General features: G+C 64.7%; 11 protein-coding genes and 1 pseudogene. 5 read left to right on the top strand and 7 right to left on the bottom strand.

Annotated elements, in window-relative coordinates; genetic code table 11:
* Positions 1-41 precede the first annotated feature (41 nt).
* Positions 42-2,021: a Hint domain-containing protein gene (locus ACTRWG_RS08175; RefSeq protein WP_462829206.1), complete on the top strand. Its 1,980-nt coding sequence runs from the start codon at positions 42-44 to the stop codon at positions 2,019-2,021.
* 8 nt (positions 2,022-2,029) lie between these two features.
* Here ACTRWG_RS08175 and ACTRWG_RS08180 read toward each other — a convergent pair whose 3' ends face one another.
* Entirely contained in the window at positions 2,030-4,531 is a 2,502-nt protein-coding gene (locus tag ACTRWG_RS08180; RefSeq protein ID WP_027237216.1) for a penicillin-binding protein 1A, read from the bottom strand.
* 328 nt (positions 4,532-4,859) lie between these two features.
* On the opposite strand from ACTRWG_RS08180, the gene ACTRWG_RS08185 reads away from it, so the two are divergent.
* Positions 4,860-6,263 carry a nucleotidyl cyclase domain-containing protein gene (locus tag ACTRWG_RS08185; protein WP_462829207.1) on the top strand — a complete coding sequence of 468 codons (1,404 nt, stop codon included), beginning with the start codon at positions 4,860-4,862 and terminating at the stop codon, positions 6,261-6,263.
* A 285-nt stretch (positions 6,264-6,548) separates the two neighbouring features.
* Here ACTRWG_RS08185 and ACTRWG_RS08190 read toward each other — a convergent pair.
* From ACTRWG_RS08190 to ACTRWG_RS08200, 3 genes and pseudogenes are all read right to left on the bottom strand, one after another.
* Positions 6,549-7,067, bottom strand: a pseudogene (locus tag ACTRWG_RS08190) (metallophosphoesterase); the annotation flags it as partial.
* Between the two features lie 8 nt (positions 7,068-7,075).
* Positions 7,076-8,293, bottom strand: a complete 1,218-nt coding sequence (locus tag ACTRWG_RS08195; RefSeq protein ID WP_027237213.1) for an N-acetylmuramoyl-L-alanine amidase — start codon at positions 8,291-8,293, stop codon at positions 7,076-7,078.
* A 93-nt stretch (positions 8,294-8,386) separates the two neighbouring features.
* Positions 8,387-9,532 (bottom strand): pyridoxal phosphate-dependent aminotransferase, encoded by a 1,146-nt coding sequence (locus tag ACTRWG_RS08200; protein WP_027237212.1) that lies wholly within the window; start codon positions 9,530-9,532, stop codon positions 8,387-8,389.
* A gap of 22 nt (positions 9,533-9,554) precedes the next feature.
* Between ACTRWG_RS08200 and ACTRWG_RS08205 the strand changes: the two genes are divergently transcribed.
* A complete protein-coding gene (locus ACTRWG_RS08205) occupies positions 9,555-10,910 on the top strand; it encodes a M48 family metalloprotease (RefSeq protein WP_209320212.1) in 1,356 nt (451 codons plus the stop codon).
* Positions 10,907-11,671, top strand: coding sequence for a DsbA family protein (locus ACTRWG_RS08210; RefSeq protein WP_027237211.1), 765 nt, complete (start codon positions 10,907-10,909; stop codon positions 11,669-11,671). Before ACTRWG_RS08205 ends, ACTRWG_RS08210 begins: the two co-directional genes overlap by 4 nt.
* Positions 11,672-11,748: 77 nt before the next feature.
* Here ACTRWG_RS08210 and ispG read toward each other — a convergent pair whose 3' ends face one another.
* The 3 genes from ispG to hemA all read right to left on the bottom strand — a co-directional run bounded on the left by ispG (position 11,749) and on the right by hemA (position 15,540).
* On the bottom strand, positions 11,749-12,870 hold the full coding sequence (gene ispG / locus ACTRWG_RS08215) for a flavodoxin-dependent (E)-4-hydroxy-3-methylbut-2-enyl-diphosphate synthase (RefSeq protein WP_027237210.1): 1,122 nt from the start codon (positions 12,868-12,870) through the stop codon (positions 11,749-11,751).
* 100 nt (positions 12,871-12,970) lie between these two features.
* Positions 12,971-14,176, bottom strand: coding sequence for a helix-turn-helix domain-containing protein (locus ACTRWG_RS08220; RefSeq protein WP_027237209.1), 1,206 nt, complete (start codon positions 14,174-14,176; stop codon positions 12,971-12,973).
* A gap of 128 nt (positions 14,177-14,304) precedes the next feature.
* Positions 14,305-15,540: a 5-aminolevulinate synthase gene (hemA, locus tag ACTRWG_RS08225; protein ID WP_051357821.1), complete on the bottom strand. Its 1,236-nt coding sequence runs from the start codon at positions 15,538-15,540 to the stop codon at positions 14,305-14,307.
* Positions 15,541-15,922: 382 nt separating this feature from the next.
* On the opposite strand from hemA, the gene ACTRWG_RS08230 reads away from it, so the two are divergent.
* A complete protein-coding gene (locus ACTRWG_RS08230) occupies positions 15,923-17,314 on the top strand; it encodes a M20/M25/M40 family metallo-hydrolase (protein WP_462829208.1) in 1,392 nt (463 codons plus the stop codon).
* The last annotated feature ends 87 nt before the right edge of the window (positions 17,315-17,401 follow it).

Here is a 17,401-nt window from a genome sequence, read left to right on the forward strand (position 1 = left end):
TTTTCTGCGCGCAGCCGCGACTGGACCTGGGGACCTGAAGTATGCCTAGCGGATATCTTGTCCAGCTTGGAGACGGATCACTCGATCACGGTGATACGATCACGTCCACCTACTCCTCCTTTACCACGGATCAGAACCTGGGCGCCGGCAACTGGAGCTGGACAGGATCGGATGGCGGCACGCCCTACACCGATGAGATTGAGCCGGGGGTCTATTACCTGGCCGCAGACGGCAATGTCTACTTTGTGCCGGATTACGGCCCGCCCGACACCTTCAGTTCGGCCAGCGCAGACAACCCGCCCGCCTACACCGATATGGATGGCCCGGTTGAGGGCACCAGCGGCGCCGACACGATCGACAGCAGCTACACCGACAGCGATGGCGACCAGATCGACAACGGCAGCGGCGGCGGTGCCTCGGGCAATCAGGACACGGTGGAGGCCGGCGCGGGCGACGACACGGTGGATGCCGGTGCGGACAATGACCTGGTGCTTGGCGGCGCGGGCGGCGACAGCCTTGAGGGCGGCAGCGGCGACGACACGATCTATGGCGACAGCAGCACTGAGGCGGGGCTGGGCGACTCGCAGCAGCACATCGACGACTCAAACGTCACCGATACCAGCAGCGGTTTCACCGTTACTGCCAAGGACCTGGCCGGAAACGCAAGTGCAGCCAATATCGACTATTACGACGGCGCGTTTGGTGTTGCCGGGGCGATTTCGGATTCAGACAGCGGCATCGACGCCCAGATCGGCTATGACAAGGCCTCAGGCATCTCCGAGGAACTGATCGTAGATTTCGACCAGAACACCACCGAAGCCAGCTTCTCCTACAATCACCTGTATACCGACGGGTTCGGTGAAGAGGGCCATTGGGCGATCTACAAGGACGGGGTTCTGGTCGCCCAGGGCGACTTCACTGAGGATACCGCAGGCACCGGCGCCGGCACGGTCAATATCAGCGGCTACGGGGAATTCGACCAGCTTGTGCTCTCTGCCAATCTGCAGACCGACGGCACTGACGGCTCTGACTACACGGTCTCGAACATCACCTTCACGGTGCCGCCGGAAACGCCCGTGGACGGCAACGACAGCATTTCCGGCGGCGCCGGGGACGATGTGATCTATGGTCAGGGCGGCGATGACACGCTGGCGGGCGGCAGCGGCGCCGACACGCTGGAGGGCGGCGCCGGAAATGACAGCCTCATCGCGGGTGAAGGCGATTCCGCCACCGGGGGCGACGGCGACGACTACTTCACCATCGTCGACACCGGCGACAGCGGCAGCAACAATATCACCATCACGGGCGGCGACGACGGTCAGACAACCGGCGACACGCTGGATTTCAACGGGCAGCTGGACAAGGGCTCGCTCAACATCACCGACAACACCGGCGGCAGCCTGACCGGCACGGCGACGCTCTTGGATGGCAGCGTGGTCAGCTTTTCCGGCATTGAAAACATCATCTGCTACTCCGCCGGCACCAGGATTGCCACCACGGCGGGCCTGCGCGCCATCGAAACCCTGCAGCCGGGCGATCAGGTGGTGACGCGTGACAACGGGCTGCAGCCGGTGCGCTGGATCAGCTGCTCCACCGTTCCGGCGGAGGGGCATCTGGCGCCGGTACGCATTCCGGCGGGCCTGTTCGGGGCGGAACGCGACCTGCTGGTCTCGCCGCAGCACCGGATGCTTTACACCGGGCCAAGCGCCACCCTGCTGTGCGGTGCGCAAGAGGTGCTGGTGTCCGCCCTGCATCTGGTTAACGGCAGCAGCATCCGCCAGCAGCCCGGCGGCATGGTGACCTATGTGCATCTGCTGTTTGACCGGCACGAGATCATCTATGCCGAAGGCGCACCGTCCGAAAGCTTCCACCCCGGCAGCCAGGCGATGTCGGCCCTGGACGCGCCAGTGCGGGAGGAGCTGTTCCGGATCATGCCGGATCTGCGCTGGTGCCCCGGCACCTATGGCGCCACGGCGCGCCAATGCGTGACGCGCCACGAGGCTGTGCTGCTGGGGGCGTAGCCGGGCGCCTAGTACAGCCCGCCTGAGCTGACGGTGCCGAAGGTCGCCTTGGGCCCCAGCACCGCAGTGCCGCCGCTGGAGGTGGTGACCTTGCGCCCGGACTGCTGCACCTCCTCGACCAGCGGCAGGTTGGACCCCATGGCAAAGCCGCCGTCATAGGTCAGGCCGAAGATCGGCTCTGCGCCATCCCGGAAGTACTCCGCGACCACATACGGGCCAGAGGCATCATCCGGCAGCCGGTTGCCGGTATAGCGGTCGATCTTGATGAAGTGGCCGCCTTCCGGCACCTCAAACGGGCCGCCGCCGAACTTCTCCACCGCTTTGGTCATGAACTGCTGGAACACCGGGCCGCACATTGTGCCGCCATAGGCGCCGCGGCCCATCGGGCGGGGCTGGTCAAAGCCCATGTAGCAGCCCGCCACAATGTTGGAGGTGAATCCGACAAACCAGACATCGCGCGAATCGTTCGTGGTGCCGGTCTTGCCAGCAGTGGGCACCGGCAGGTTGATCACGCTGGAGGCGGTGCCGCGGTCAACCACGCCCTTCATCATCGAGGTCAGCTGGTAAGCGGTGACCGGGTCCATCACCCGCTCGCGGTCGGTGACGATCCGCGGCGCCTGCCCCGCAGCCAGCGACGGGTCGGAACAATCCACGCAGTCGCGGTCGTCATGGCGGTAGATGGTGCGCCCGAAGCGGTCCTGCACCCGGTCCACCAGCGTCGGCTGCACCCGCTCGCCGCCATTGGCGAACATCGCATAGGCCGCGACCATCTTGTAAAGCGTGGTCTCCTCCGAGCCCAGCGAGTTGGCCAGGAAGGCGCCCATGTTGTCATAAACGCCAAAGCGTTCGGCATAGCCCGCAACCACCGGCATCCCCACCTCTTGCGCAAGGCGGATGGTCATCAGGTTCCGGCTCATCTCGATCCCGGTCCGCAGCGGCGTGGGGCCGTAGAACTTGTTGCTGGAGTTCTTGGGCCGCCACAGGCCTTGCGGCGTGTTGATCTCGATCGGGGCGTCGACCACGATTGTCGCTGGGCTGTAACCGCTGTCCAGCGCCGCTGCATAGACAAACGGCTTAAAGCTGGAGCCCGGCTGGCGCAGCGCCTGGGTGGCGCGGTTGAACACCGAGTGCTGGTAGGAGAAGCCGCCCTGCATCGCCAGAACCCGGCCCGTGTTCACGTCCATCGCGACAAAGCCGCCCTGCACTTCCGGCACCTGCCGCAGCGACCAATGGCTGAATTCGCCGTCCTTCTTCTCGGCCCGGACCAGCACCACGTCGCCGCGGGTGAAATTGTCGGCAAAGCTGCCCTTCATCCACTTGATATCGGAACGCGGCACCGACCCGGTGCCCTTGCTTTTCTCGACACCCACGGTCATCGACTCGCTGCCGACCTCCAGCACCACCGCCGGATGCCACCTGCCGCCCAAAACAATATCGCGCGGGACATCGGCATCTGCCAGCGCGGCGCGCCAGGTGGTCTCGTCCGCCAGCTGGGCTTCCTCCAGCTGCACGCCGGTACCGCGCCATTTCCCGCGCGAGCGGTCGTATTTTTCCAGCCCGCCGCGCAGCGCCAGCGCCGCTTCGGCCTGCATTTCGTGGTCAAGGGTTGCGCGCACGGTGAAGCCGCCGGTGAAGAATTCGCCTTCGCCAAAGTCCTGGGTCAGCTGGCGGCGGATTTCATCAGTGAAATAGTCCCGCGGCGGCAGCGCGGTGCGGAACGCCTCGAAATCGCCGTTCTGCACCGACCGCAGCGGCTGCGCGACCTCCACCTCGTAAACGTCGGCGGAGATATAACCGTTCTCGCGCATTTCCCGCAGCACGTAGTTGCGCCGCGCCAGCAGCCGGTCCTTCTGGCGCACCGGGTGGTAGTCCGACGGCGCCTTGGGCATCGCGGCCAGCGTCGCCGCCTCGTGCGGGGCCAGGTCGCTCAGGGTTTTGTTGAAATAGGTCTGCGCCGCGGCGGTCACACCATAGGAGTTCTGGCCCAGGAAGATTTCGTTCAGATACAGCTCAAGAATCCGTTCCTTGTCGAGCGTTTCCTCCAGCCGGGTGGCGAGGATGATCTCCTTGATCTTGCGCTCGGCCCGGCGGTCGCCGGACAGCAGGAAGTTCTTCATCACCTGCTGGGTGATGGTCGAGGCGCCCCGCACATTCTCCCCGCGCGAGCGCACCGCCTCAATCGCGGCAGCGGCGATACCGCGGGCGTCATAGCCGGAATGGCTGTAGAAGTTCTTATCCTCGGCAGAAATGAAGGCCTGTTTCACCAGGTCCGGAATCTCATGCGACGGGGTGAACAGGCGGCGTTCCTTGGCAAACTCGTCGATCAGAAAGCCCTCGCCCGAATAGATCCGGCTGATCGTCGCGGGCTGGTACTGGGCCAGCGATTCATGGCTCGGCAGGTCGCGCCCGTAGATCCAGAACACCGCCCCGATGGTCAGCGCCACCATCGCCACGCCAAGGGTGATGGTGCTGAAAATGGAGCCGAAGAAGGAGAGTATGAACCTGATCACGGGGTTTGGCCTTTCTCGCGAGGTGCCGCCTATATAGGCGCGGCGGTGTCCGGGGTCAAAGCATGCAGCGGCGAAAGTGTGCTGTTCTGAAACCTGCCGCCCGGAGAATTGGTTTTGCGCCGTCCCTGATGTATCCTGACCAGACAATACTAACAGCGGCTGCCCGATTTTCCCAATGCTTGCCGCGGACCGGCGCAAGCGGCGGGCAGGCTGAACGCACGTGCACGCAACCGCCGCCTCGGCCTGCCTCCCCATTCCCCGCCCGCCAGCCGCGGCACGTGCCCGTTTCAGGTATTACCCGGCAGCCCGAAAGGTGGAGGAGACTGCTATGGCCAAACTCGGAGCTCCGGTCGGCGGCGGCAAGACTGCCGTGAACGACCCCAAGGACGTTGTGCTGGTGCAGAAGATGCTCAACGAACACGCGGCGACTGTCGGCTACAAGCGGGTGCCCACCAACGGCAAAGTGGGCCAGCCGACAATCCTCGCCATCGGCCAGTTTCAGCAGCAGGTGGTGAAGACCAAGGTGACCAGCCTGGTCGAACCCGGCTCCAAGACCTTCAAGATGCTGGACAGTTCCCCGGTCAAGGTCGCCGAACAGTTCGCCAAAGCGCAGGGCGGCAGGCCGCTGCCCGCCAAGGGCAAGGTCTATGAGGTGAAATGGCGCGGCAAGACCCACTGGTTCACCGAGGACGACATGGGCGACGCCGTAGACGCGATACAAAGCCGCCTGCACACCGAGACCCTGGCGTTCATGAGCACGCTGCGGAATTACCAGGACCAGTACCGCGAGATGCAAAAGGGGTTCTGGACCTTCTTCGTGAAGATGGTCACCCCGAATGCCGACATCGACCGCCCGGCGAAGTCGCTGAAGAAGGCCGACGCTGCCGTCGGCAAGCTGGTGGACATGACCTATGGCAAGAACAAGAAAAGCCTGCTGGAATCGTTCAAGCAGATGAAAAAGACCAAGATCCTGCTCGACGCGGTGGCGTTGGATCTGAACATGCTGTCCAAGGAGCTGGGTCAAAGCGCCAAGATCTGCGAGGAGATCTCGGTCGACCTGCGCGACGGTGCCGCTGACATCGTGCAGCTGATCCTGGTCACCAACGGGGTGAACCCCGCCACCGCGGGCGCCGCTGTCGCCGCCAGCAAGAACACCGTCCAGGAGATCGCCAACGGTGTCATTCTCAAGGGGCGATGGGTCAAGGCCGGTGGCGTGGCCGGCTCCTTCAAGCGCGTCACCTTTGCCGCGGTGGCGGGCGGATTCTCGGGCTGGCTGGGCGCAAAGGCCGGTCAGCTTGTCATGAAGGGGGTTGGCGAGCGGCTGGCCAGCCGGATGGTCAATTCCCGCTGGATCAACAAATATTTGTGGAGCACCGCGGCCCGCTGGGGCGGCAAGGAGATTGAGATCATCCTGGGCCGCTTCACCGCCATCCCGCGCAAGATCGGCGCCGAAATCGCGCTGCAAACCGTCCTGCGGATGGCTCATAAGTTTTTCACTGGCCGGGCCATTGCCAAGGCCTTGACCAATCACATGACCGCGCTGGAGAAAATCGTCAGCTCCTGCATGGAGAAAAGCAAGGCCGAGGGGCAGCTGATGGACTGTATCGCTGCCGGGCTGGAAAAGCAGGGGCTGATGGCAAAGGCCGCCAATGACATCCTGGCCCCGCACAAGCAGGAGCTGGAACGCGAGATCGAAAAGGCGCTGGCCAAGGCCGAAGCCAAAGCCGGCTAGGGCCAGCCTGCTTCTAGGCCGCGCCGGCTGCTGCCAGGGTGTAATCGCAGAACTGACCTGCTGCAGGGTCAGGCCGGTTTCAGTGCGCTCCAGAACCGTCAGTGCCGGCGCTTCGGCCGCGGGCCGGCAACTGGACCAGTCCCACTCCGGCTGCGGCGGCGGCGCCTGATAGAGCACCGACTTTGCCGTGGAAAAGGGAATACCCCGCGCGGTTCCGGAGCAGAGCCGGTGCACATGACCTGCCAGCAGATGCAGCACGTTGGGAAAGCCCGCCAGCAAATCCAAAAGCTCGTTCCCGTTCTGCAGATTGTCCGCGTCCAGCATCGGCAGGCCCAGTTTAACTGGCGGGTGGTGCATCGCCACGATGGCGGGCCGTCCCTCCAGCGCAGCCAGTTCCGCTGCCAGCCATCCCATGCGCTCTTGGCACAGGTTGCCTGCCGCCTGGCCAGGGATCAGCGTATCGAGGCACAGCACCGAAAGATCCTCAAAATCCGCCCGGTACTGGACAAAGCCGGGCATCGCGCTGTCCGGCAAAAGCAGCACGTCCCGCAACACGCGCCTGTCGTCGTGGTTGCCGGCCAACGGCAGAACCGGCATCGGCAGGCCGCTAAGAGCCTCTCTCAACCGCTTGTAATTCCTCTCTGATCCGGTTTCGACCAGGTCGCCAGTGATCAGGCAGGCCGCCGCATCGGCGTGGTGCTCGGCGATATAGCCCACGGCGGCTTGCAGCCGCAGCCGCGGGTCGTGGCCCTGGACAAGCCCCTCTGCCTCGAAATGCAGGTCGGACATCCAGATGAGTTTCATGGCAGCGGCTACTTCCGCACCAGCGCGCGGCGGGCGTCATCCTGGGCGCGCCAGGTGATCAGCCCGTTCAGGATGCCCCGCGCGGCCTTGGCGCGCCAGTCCGCATCCACCAGGTTCTTCAGGTCGCGCTTGCTGGACAAAAAACCGATCTCCACCAGCACTGACGGGATGTCCGCCGATTTCAGCACCGAAAACCCGGCAGAGCGCAGCGGCCGGTTGTTGATCGGCTTTCCTTGCGCCCGCAGCCCGTCGATCAGCGCCGCCGCCAGCGCATCGCTGCGCGGCTGGGTTTCCTGCCGGGCCAGATCCAGCATCACGCTGGTCACCCGGTCGTCGGCCTGGCTCAGGTCGGTGCCCGACAGCAAATCGCCGCGCAGATGCCGCTCCGCCAGTTTGGCCGAGGCCGCATCCGAGGCCTCCTTGGACAGCGTGTAAACGGTGGAGCCATGTGCGCGGCCCTCCGAGATCGTGTCAGCATGCAGCGAAATGAAAACATCGGCGCCGGCCTGATGCGCCATCGCGATGCGCCGCTCCAGCGAGACGAAATAGTCATCGTCGCGCGTCATCATCACCGTGAACTGGCCAGAGCGCAGCAGCGCCTCGCCCAGCTCGCGGGCGAATTGCAGCATCAGGTGCTTCTCGACGACAACCTCTGTCTCCGCCCCCGGATCAATGCCGCCATGGCCCGGATCCAGCATCACCAGAAGCGGCGCGTTTTCGTCCCGCGCGGCCCTGCCCTGCATCTCCTCCGGCGCCGGCAGGTCCCAGCGCGGATCCTGCGGGGCGCCGGCGCTGGCGGCAAACTCCTGCGCTGTGGCTGGCTCCAGCGACACCGCCAGCCGGGCCGCCGCCGTCACCTGATCCACTGCCATCGCAGCCGCGGAGACCTTCATCGGCTGCGCCAATTGCAGCACCAGCCGGGACCAGCCGGGCACGTAGGTGCCGAACTGCGCAGCGGTAACCTGTTCGCCCTGCACCAGCTTGTCCGCCGTCAGCCCGGTCCAGTCGACCTCCTGAAAATCCAGCACCAGCCGCGGCGGACCGTCCAGGGTGAACAGCCGGTACGGCACCCCCTGGCTAAGGCCCAGCGACACCTCCGCCCCCTGCCCGGCATCGCGCACCTGGCTGGCCTCTGCGTCGATACGGGCCAGGCCGCTGAATCCTTGCGCCCAGGCGGCCGCGGCCAGCAGCCAAATCAGTGCGGAAAATGAAAACAGTCTGCCCATGCGCGCCTCTTGCCCGGCCTTGCTGGCCTTTTGCCGGGCAGACTAGGCAATTTGCGCAGGCTTGGAAATCCGCCTTCTGCAGTTATCCCCGGCTCAGTCCCTGGACGCCATGTAAAGCGCTAGCCGCGCCAGCCCCTCCTCGATATCCGCGGTCGAGCGCGCATAAGAGAACCGCAGCGTTGTGGCGCCGCGGACAGGGTCGAAGTCCAGCCCCGGCGTCACCGCAACGCCAGCCTTTTCAAGGATTTCCGCGGCAAAGCTGCGGCTGTCATCCGTCAGGTCCGAGACATCGGCATAGACGTAAAACGCACCATCCGGCGGCGCGATTTTTGTGAAACCGGCCTTGGGCAGCCCTTCCAGCATCAGCTGGCGGTTCCTTGCATAGACCGCCAGGTTCTCCCGCATCTCGTCTTCGCAATCAAGTGCGGCCAGCGCCGCCACCTGGCTGGCGTGCGGCGCGCAGATGAACATGTTCTGGGCAATCCGCTCCACCACCCGGACATGATCCTCGGGCACCACCATCCAGCCGACCCGCCAGCCGGTCATGGAGAAGAACTTGGAGAAGGAGTTGATGACGTAGCACTCATCCGTCAGCTCCAGCGCGGTCACCGCCTTCGCCTCATACTCCAGCCCGTGATAAATCTCGTCGGAGATGAAGCTGGCGCCCTCTGCCTGGGCCGCATTGATCAGCGAGCCCATCGCCGCACGGTCCAGCATGGTGCCGGTGGGGTTGGCGGGCGAAGCCACCATCAGGCCCGCCAGTTTCTGCCCCTTGAGGTCCGCCGCCACCGGCTGCAGCCGGTTTTCCGGTGCGGTCTGGATGTCCACCGGGGTCAGCCCCAGCGCCTTGAGGATCTGCCGGTACGACGGATAACCCGGCGCGCCGATGCCGACCCGGTCGCCGCTGTCGAACAGCGCCGTGAAGCTGAGTAGAAACGCGCCGGAGGAGCCCGGCGTCACGATCACCCGCTCCGGGTTCAGGTCGACATTGTACCAGTCGCCGTACAGCTGCGCGATTCGCTTGCGCAGCTCCGGCAGGCCAAGCGCAACGGTATACCCCAACGCATTGTTTTCCAGCGCATTCCCCAGCGCCCTCAGCGCCCCTGCGGGCGCCCCGGTCGAGGGCTGCCCGACCTCCATATGAATGATGTGGCGCCCGCCCTCTTCGGCTTTGCGGGCGGCCTCCATCACATCCATCACAATAAACGGATCAACACTGGAGCGGCTTGAGTTTCGCATTCTGATCTCCCATGGTGCGCGCATGAGTTTTGACCGTTTCTTCCGGCTGGCGTCAATCCCGGCTCTTGTGGTTTGCGCGCTGCTTCAGTTTGCGGCGGCGGCGCAGGCAGCGTCAATTTCGCTGCTGCGGGACCCGGATATCGAACACGGGCTGAACCGGCTGGCCGCCCCCGTTTTCCGGGCTGCCGGGCTGAACGCCAACCGGATGCGGATCCTGCTGGTCAACGACTCCTCCTTCAACGCCTTTGTTTTGGATTCCCGAACGATTTTCGTGCATTACGGTCTGATCCTCAAGGTCACCAGCCCGGAGATGCTGCAGGCGGTAATCGCCCATGAGGCTGCCCATATCACCAATGGCCACCTGGCGCGGCGGATGCAGAACCTGCGCTCTGCCAACAGCGCCGCGGGGCTGGGCCTGGCGCTGTCAGTACTGGCAGCCGCAGCCGGGGCCGGCGAGGCGGCGGGGGGCATCGCCATCGGCACCCAGAATTCCGCCCTGCGCAGCTTCCTGGCCCACACCCGGGCTGAGGAAAGCTCCGCCGACCGCTCCGCCGCCGATTACCTGAACCGCGCAGGGATCAGCCCGCAGGGCCTGGTCGACCTCCACAAGGCCTTCGCCGGCCAGGAAGTGCTGAGCACACGCAGCCAGGATCCCTATACCCGCTCCCACCCGCTCAGCCGCGACCGCATCCGCGCCGCCCAAGCGTATCTGGCAGCGCATGGCGACAAGGGCCAGGCCAGCCCCGAGGCCCAGTACTGGTTTGCCAGGGTGCGCGGCAAGCTGTCGGCCTTTACCCGGGCGCCGAAATGGACCCTGCGCCGGGTGCGCGAGGAACAGTACAAGGACGTCCGCCTGATACGCGAGGCAGCCGCTTACCACCGGCAGAACAACCTCAAGAAAGCTCTGAAGGCGGTGAACGGCGCGCTGTCCGTGCGGCCGTCCGACCCCTTTTATCATGAGCTGAAGGGCCAGATCCTGATCGAAAACCGCCAGTGGAACGCAGCGCTCGCCGCCTATGGCAAGGCCGTCAGCCTGGCCCCCAGGGACGCGCTGATCCTGACCGGCTACGGGCGCGCCCAGCTGGCCGCGGGCCAGCCCAAGGCGGCGCTCAAATCCATGGAGCGCGCCCGCGCCATTGACTTCCGCAACCCGGTGCTGCTGCGCGACATGTCGCTGGCCTATGCCAAGACCGGGCAGACCGGCATGGCCGCACTGGTCACCGCCGAACGCTATGCCTTGCAGGGGCGTCTGGATGACGCCGGCATTCACGCAAAACGGGCAGTGGCCCAGCTGCCAGCAGGATCCCCCGCCGCGCGGCGGGCGCAGGATGTGCTAGTGGCCTATGAACAAGCTCAGAAGAGAAAGAGAAGAAAATGACCCTTTTCACCCGCACCGCTACCGCGGCAGCCACGGCCCTTGCCCTGCTGGGCGCTCCGGCGCAGGCCTTTGACATCAGCGCCATGTCCGATGCCGAGCGCGAGGCCTTTGGCGAGCAGGTCCGCGAATACATCCTGGACAACCCGGAACTGATCCTGGAGGCGGTCGATCTGCTGGAACAGCGCCAGCAGCAGGCAGAGGCCGCGCGCGATGACACCCTGGTTGCCGACAACCTGGAGGAGCTGCAGAACGACGGCTATTCCTGGGTCGGCGGCAACCCCAACGGCGACATCACCCTGGTCGAGTTCATGGACTACCGCTGCGGCTACTGCCGCCGTGCCGCGCCGGAAGTGGAGAAGCTTCTGGAAAGCGACGGCAATATCCGCCTGGTAATCAAGGAATTCCCGATCCTCGGCGAAGCCTCGGTGCTGTCCTCACGCTTTGCGGTGGCAACCAAGCAAGTGGCCGGGGATGACGCCTACAAGCAGGTGCATGATGCGCTGATCGCCTTTGGCGGCGAGCCGAATGAGGTTGCGCTGCGCCGCCTGGCCGAGGGGCTGTCGCTGGATGCAGACGCGGTTTTTGCCAGGATGGACAGCGAGGAGGTGACCGCCGAACTGCGCCAGACCCGCGAGCTGGCCCAGAAGATGGCGATCTCCGGCACCCCGACCTTTGTGCTGGGCACCGAACTGCTGCGCGGCTACCTGCCCGCCGACCAGATGGAAATCATGGTCGCGGAGATCCGCGAAAAGCAGAGCTGATACCTTGAGCTGAACCGGAGGAACCGGGGCGCTGCCTCGGACCCCGGGATATTTACAGCCAGATGAAGAACGGATGCTTACTCTGCCGCATCCTGGGCCGCCTCGATCTGGGCGGCCTTTTTCTCGACCTCTTCAACGATGTGGTCGACCATCTGCTCGTTGGACATCTTGTGGCTGGCCTTGCCCGCCAGATAGACCATGCCGGAGCCCGCGCCGCCGCCGGTGAAGCCCACATCGGTCATCAGCGCTTCGCCCGGGCCGTTCACCACACAGCCGATGATGCTGAGGCTCATCGGGGTGTGGATATGGGCCAGCCGCTCTTCCAGCGTTTCCACGGTCTTGATCACGTCAAACCCCTGCCGCGCGCAGCTGGGGCAAGAGATGATGTTGACGCCGCGATGGCGCAGGCCAAGGGATTTGAGGATCTCGAAGCCCACCTTCACCTCCTCCACCGGATCGGCAGAGAGGCTGACGCGCAGGGTGTCGCCGATGCCCATCCACAACAGCTGGCCAAGGCCAATGGCGGATTTGATCGTGCCGGACACAAAGCCGCCCGCCTCGGTGATGCCAAGGTGGATCGGCGCGTCCGTCGACTCTGCCAGCTGCTGGTAGGCGGCAGCGGACATGAACACGTCAGAGGCTTTTACAGAGATCTTGAATTCGTGGAAGTCGTGGTCCTGCAGGATGCGGATATGGTCGAGGCCCGACTCCACCATCGCCTCGGGGCAGGGTTCGCCGTATTTGTCCAGCAGGTGCTTTTCCAGGCTGCCGGCATTCACCCCGATGCGAATCGCGCAGCTGTGGTCGCGGGCGGCCCTGATCACCTCTGCCACGCGCTTTTCGTCGCCGATGTTGCCCGGGTTGATGCGCAGGCAGGCAGCACCCGCCTCCGCCGCTTCGATGCCGCGTTTGTAGTGAAAATGGATGTCGGCGACGATCGGCACCGGGCTTTCGCGCACGATCTCCTTGAGCGCCTTCGACGACGCCTCATCCGGCACCGAGACCCGCACCAGATCGGCACCCGCCTCTGCCGCGGCCTGCACCTGTGCCACCGTCGCCGCCACATCGGTGGTCGGCGTGTTGGTCATCGTTTGCACCGCAATCGGGGCATCGCCGCCGACGGGGACGTTGCCCACATGGATCTGGCGGCTTTTGCGGCGCTCGATATGGCGCCAGGGGCGGATGTGGTTCATCGACATATGGCTGGTGTCCCGGCTGGATCCTGTTAGCGCCTAGATACGCGCAGCAGTGCCGTCCTGCAATGGCAGGTGCCCGGACCGGACAGGAAACGGATGGATATTATTCGGCCGGCGGTTCGGTCTGCAGCTGCGCCACCAGGGTGGCCAGCGCCTCATTGCGGCCATCCTGCAGATCGGCCAGCTCAAACCGGCCGGTGATCGCCTCCATCGACAGCTCGATGTTCTTGGAGACCTGGCCGCGCGCGCCCACCGGGCCGAAATGCTCGCCGTTCACCGCAAAATAGATGGCGCTGCTTTCACCTGTGCGCAGGCGCGGCGCATCTTCGGTCATCGGCACCTCAAAGCGCTGGCCCGCGTCCATGATGGTTTCCAGGATCACGCTGCCATCGGCCGCGGTAACCTGCACCCATGAGGGACGCACCGCCACCATTTCGACGCCTGGCGCGGCTTCGGCCACCACCTGCGGCACCGGCTGCGACAGCGCGTCTTCCTCATAGCTCATGCTGGCCTCGGCCAGGGCGACGCTGGGCAGCTCCGGCGCGGCAAAGTTGCCGATGGTGGAGGGATCCAGGGTCGAGATCGGCGCATCGCGCGCCACCAGTACCGGCACATCCAGCGCCTGCGGGCGGTAAAGCCGATCCAGCGCCTCAGCCGCCGGGTCCTGGCTGCCCTCGGCAACGTCCAGCACCGCGCTGCTGAGCGGGTCGAGATCCGCCAGCACCGCCGGGGTCTGATCCACCGGCGCAAATTGCACCTGCTGCACCTCCTTCAGAACAGCCCAGCCGCCATAGGTGATGCCGCCGATCAGCGCTGTCAGCACCATCAGCGAGCCAACCGCGCGCGGTTCTATCTGGCTGAGGAAACTGCTGGGGGCGGGAATGAACGGCGTGTTCGGCGAGGCAAAGGCATCGCCGCCCAGGCCTGTGGACTTGGCGGCTGGCGCCGCGCCCGCCTTGGTGCGGCTGGACGCCTCGGCGGACATGCCGTGGGCCACGGAAAAACCGCTTTCCTGGCAGAAATCCTGGAACGCCTGCTCGGCATCCATGTTGAGGTAGCGCGCGTAGGAGCGGACATATCCGGCGATGAAGCCGGGGGTGTCGAACGCAGAAGGGTCGGAATTTTCGATGGCAGCGATGTAAGAGGCCTTGATCCGCAATTCGCGCTGGACGTCCAGCAGCGATTTGCCCATTGTCGCCCGTTCGCCGCGCATCACGTCGCCAAGCTTCAACTCGAAATCATCAAAACCCTTGGGCTCTGCTGTTTCGCCATGCTCTTCCTGCTTGCGCTGGGTGAAGCGCCCGATCATGCCTGCCGTCCCATAAATGCCTGCCGCCTCGTTTCAGAGTGGTGAAAGAATCACAGTCGCGACTCAGATCCGCTCATTGGTTGACAGCAGCGTAACACACTCAGTGTTAATTTACACTGATCAGTATGTTAACCGGCAAGTTCGGCACGATTCAGCGCACAATGCGACCACAATGAGTCCATTGCCTTGACCAGCGCGTCGATCTCCTTGGGACCGTGCACGGGCGACGGCGTGAAGCGCAGCCGCTCGGTGCCGCGCGGCACGGTGGGGAAGTTGATCGGCTGCACGTAGATGCCGTAGTCCTCCAGCAGGTGGTCAGACAGCACCTTGGTGTGGACCGGATTGCCGACAATCACCGGAACGATGTGGCTGCCGTGGTCGATGATCGGCAGGCCCAGCCCCTTGAGGCGCAGTTTCAGCACCTTGGCCTGGTCCTGATGCTTGTCGCGCAAGTCCTGCGCGCCCTTCAGATAGGCAACCGAGGCCGCCGCCCCTGCCGCCACCGCAGGCGCCAGCGAGGTGGTGAAAATGAAGCCCGGCGCATAGGAGCGGATAGCGTCGCACATCTTGGCCGACGCCGCGATATAGCCGCCCATCACGCCGTATGCCTTGGCGAGGGTGCCGTTGATGATGTCGATCCGGTGGGCCAGCTGATCACGCTCGGTCACACCGCCGCCGCGGGGGCCATACATGCCGACCGCGTGCACCTCGTCGATATAGGTGAGCGCGCCGAATTCCTCGGCGAGGTCGCAGATTTCCGCAATCGGGCCAAAGTCGCCGTCCATCGAATAAACCGATTCAAAGGCAATCAGCTTGGGCGCGCTAGGGTCATCAGCCTCCAGCAGCTCGCGCAGATGGGCGACGTCATTGTGGCGGAAGATACGCTTGGCGCCGCCGTTGCGGCGCACGCCTTCGATCATCGAGGCATGGTTCAGCGCGTCGGAATAGATGATCAGCCCCGGGAACAGCTTGGGCAGCGTGCTCAGCGTTGCATCGTTGGCGATATAGGCAGAGGTGAACAGCAGCGCCGCTTCCTTGCCGTGCAGGTCGGCCAGTTCGGCCTCCAGCTGCTTGTGATAAACCGTGGTGCCGGAGATGTTGCGGGTGCCGCCGGAGCCTGCGCCGGTAGAATCGATGGCATCATGCATCGCCTGCAGCACAACCGGGTTCTGGCCCATGCCAAGGTAGTCATTGCCGCACCAGACGGTGATGTCCTGCTGGCTGCCGTCCGGGCGGGTCCAGACCGCATGCGGGAAATGGCCCTTCTTGCGCTCAATGTCGATGAAGGTCCGGTAGCGTCCCTCTTGGTGCAGGCTGGCAATTGCAGCGTCCAGTTTCGCGGTATAGTCCACCGGCATCTCCATAGCTAATTGTGCTCCTCAAAAGCACGCGGGCTGTGTAAAGGGCTCGGCCGTCTGGCAGTATGACCACATTCACGTTCAGGAATGGTTACCGCAGGCGTCCCTTCTGATCAACTGCATACGCCCCGGCAAGGGTGCGCAACATTGATGCAGGTCAAATAGAACTTAATCAAAGGCCGGGCAAGGACAGCAGCGGCCAAGCTGTGGCCGTTTGCGTCGCAGGCGCCGCCGATTCCGCGCCCGGCTGCACCGGATCGGAAACCTGCGGCCGCGACCAGACCGCAGAATTCCTGCGCTGCCCCCTCTGGCCCCTCTCCCGGGGCACTGCTAGGGTCCGCGGCAAATCGGCCTTTCCCCGGGCCTCCCCGAATTACAGGAGAGCACAATGGCATTGAATGATGTTCTGGACCGGATCGACGCAGAGCTGGACGCCGCAACAGAGCGGCTGATGGAGCTGTTGCGGATCCAGTCGATTTCCACCGATCCGGCCTATAAGGCGGAGTGCGATCAGGCAGCAGACTGGCTGGTCGCGGATCTGAACTCTATCGGGGTCAAGGCAGAGAAACGCGCAACCCCGGGCCATCCGATGGTGGTGGGCCACGTGGGCGAGGACAACACCGATGTCCCGCATGTGCTGTTTTACGGCCATTATGATGTGCAGCCGGTCGATCCGCTGGAGCTGTGGAACACGCCGCCGTTTGAACCGCAGCTGGAAGACACCCCGAACGGCACCGTGATCCGCGGCCGCGGGGCGTCGGATGACAAGGGCCAGCTGATGACCTTTGTCGAGGCCTGCCGCGCCTGGAAGGACGTGAACGGCTCCCTGCCCTGCCGCATCACCTTCTTCTTCGAGGGCGAAGAGGAATCCGGCTCACCCTCGCTGATCCCCTTCATGGAGGCCAACGCCGAAGAGCTGAAAGCCGACATCGCGCTGATCTGCGACACTTCGATGGTGTCGCGCGGGGTGCCGTCGATCTCCTCGCAGCTGCGCGGCATGCTCAAGGATGAGTTCACCGTGATCGGCCCGCGCATCGACCTGCACTCCGGCCACTACGGCGGCCCCGGCCTGAACCCGCTGCGGGTGCTGTCGGAAGTCGTCGCCTCCTTCTATGACAATGACACCGGGCGCGTCGCGGTCGAAGGTTTCTATGAAGGCGTGCACGAGGTGCCCGAAGACCAGCTGCGCCAGTGGCAGAACTGCGGCTTTGACGAGGCCGAGTATCTGAACTCGGTCGGCTACACCCGCCCGCACGGCGAAAAAGCCTATTCCACCCTGGAACAGCAATGGGCCCGCCCGACGCTGGAGGTGAACGGCCTCTGGGGCGGCTACAACGGCGCCGGCTCCAAGACCGTGATCCCCTCGGAGGCGCACTGCAAGATCACCTGCCGCCTGGTCGGCGACATGGACCCGGACGCGCTGCGCAGCAGGATCCGCAAGCACGTCGAGGACCGCCTGCCGGTGGATGCCTCGGTGCGCTGGGACAACGACCTGGAAGGCTCGCCCGCCTCGGTTATGAACATCTCCCGCCCCGAATTCGAGGCCGCCCGCGGCGCGCTTTCGGACGAGTGGCAGCGCGAGGCGGTATTCTGCGGCATGGGCGGCTCAATCCCGATTGCCGGCTACTTCAAGTCGATCCTGGACATGGACGCGATGCTGATCGGCTATGCCAATGACGACGACGCCATCCATTCGCCGAACGAGAAGTACGACCTGAAGAGCTTCCACAAGGGCATCCGTTCCTGGGCCCGTGTCTTGGACGCCCTGTCCCGCAAGTAACGGACGCCGGGCGGACCCTCTCCGGGGCGCCGCCCGCTCCCGCAGCTCCCGGGATGGGGGCGCGCAACGAAGCGCTCCCGCCCGTCA

It is taken from the genome of Leisingera sp. G5_S3_59_S7, from assembly GCF_054968485.1.

Coding starts and splice junctions, on each gene's coding strand:
- ispG (WP_027237210.1), bottom strand. CDS start 12,870: ATGTCGATGAACCACATCCGCCCCTGGCGCCATATCGAGCGCCGCAAA.
- hemA (WP_051357821.1), bottom strand. CDS start 15,540: ATGGAGATGCCGGTGGACTATACCGCGAAACTGGACGCTGCAATTGCC.
- ACTRWG_RS08205 (WP_209320212.1), top strand. CDS start 9,555: ATGAGTTTTGACCGTTTCTTCCGGCTGGCGTCAATCCCGGCTCTTGTG.
- ACTRWG_RS08210 (WP_027237211.1), top strand. CDS start 10,907: ATGACCCTTTTCACCCGCACCGCTACCGCGGCAGCCACGGCCCTTGCC.
- ACTRWG_RS08220 (WP_027237209.1), bottom strand. CDS start 14,176: ATGATCGGGCGCTTCACCCAGCGCAAGCAGGAAGAGCATGGCGAAACA.
- ACTRWG_RS08200 (WP_027237212.1), bottom strand. CDS start 9,532: ATGCGAAACTCAAGCCGCTCCAGTGTTGATCCGTTTATTGTGATGGAT.
- ACTRWG_RS08230 (WP_462829208.1), top strand. CDS start 15,923: ATGGCATTGAATGATGTTCTGGACCGGATCGACGCAGAGCTGGACGCC.
- ACTRWG_RS08185 (WP_462829207.1), top strand. CDS start 4,860: ATGGCCAAACTCGGAGCTCCGGTCGGCGGCGGCAAGACTGCCGTGAAC.
- ACTRWG_RS08195 (WP_027237213.1), bottom strand. CDS start 8,293: ATGGGCAGACTGTTTTCATTTTCCGCACTGATTTGGCTGCTGGCCGCG.
- ACTRWG_RS08175 (WP_462829206.1), top strand. CDS start 42: ATGCCTAGCGGATATCTTGTCCAGCTTGGAGACGGATCACTCGATCAC.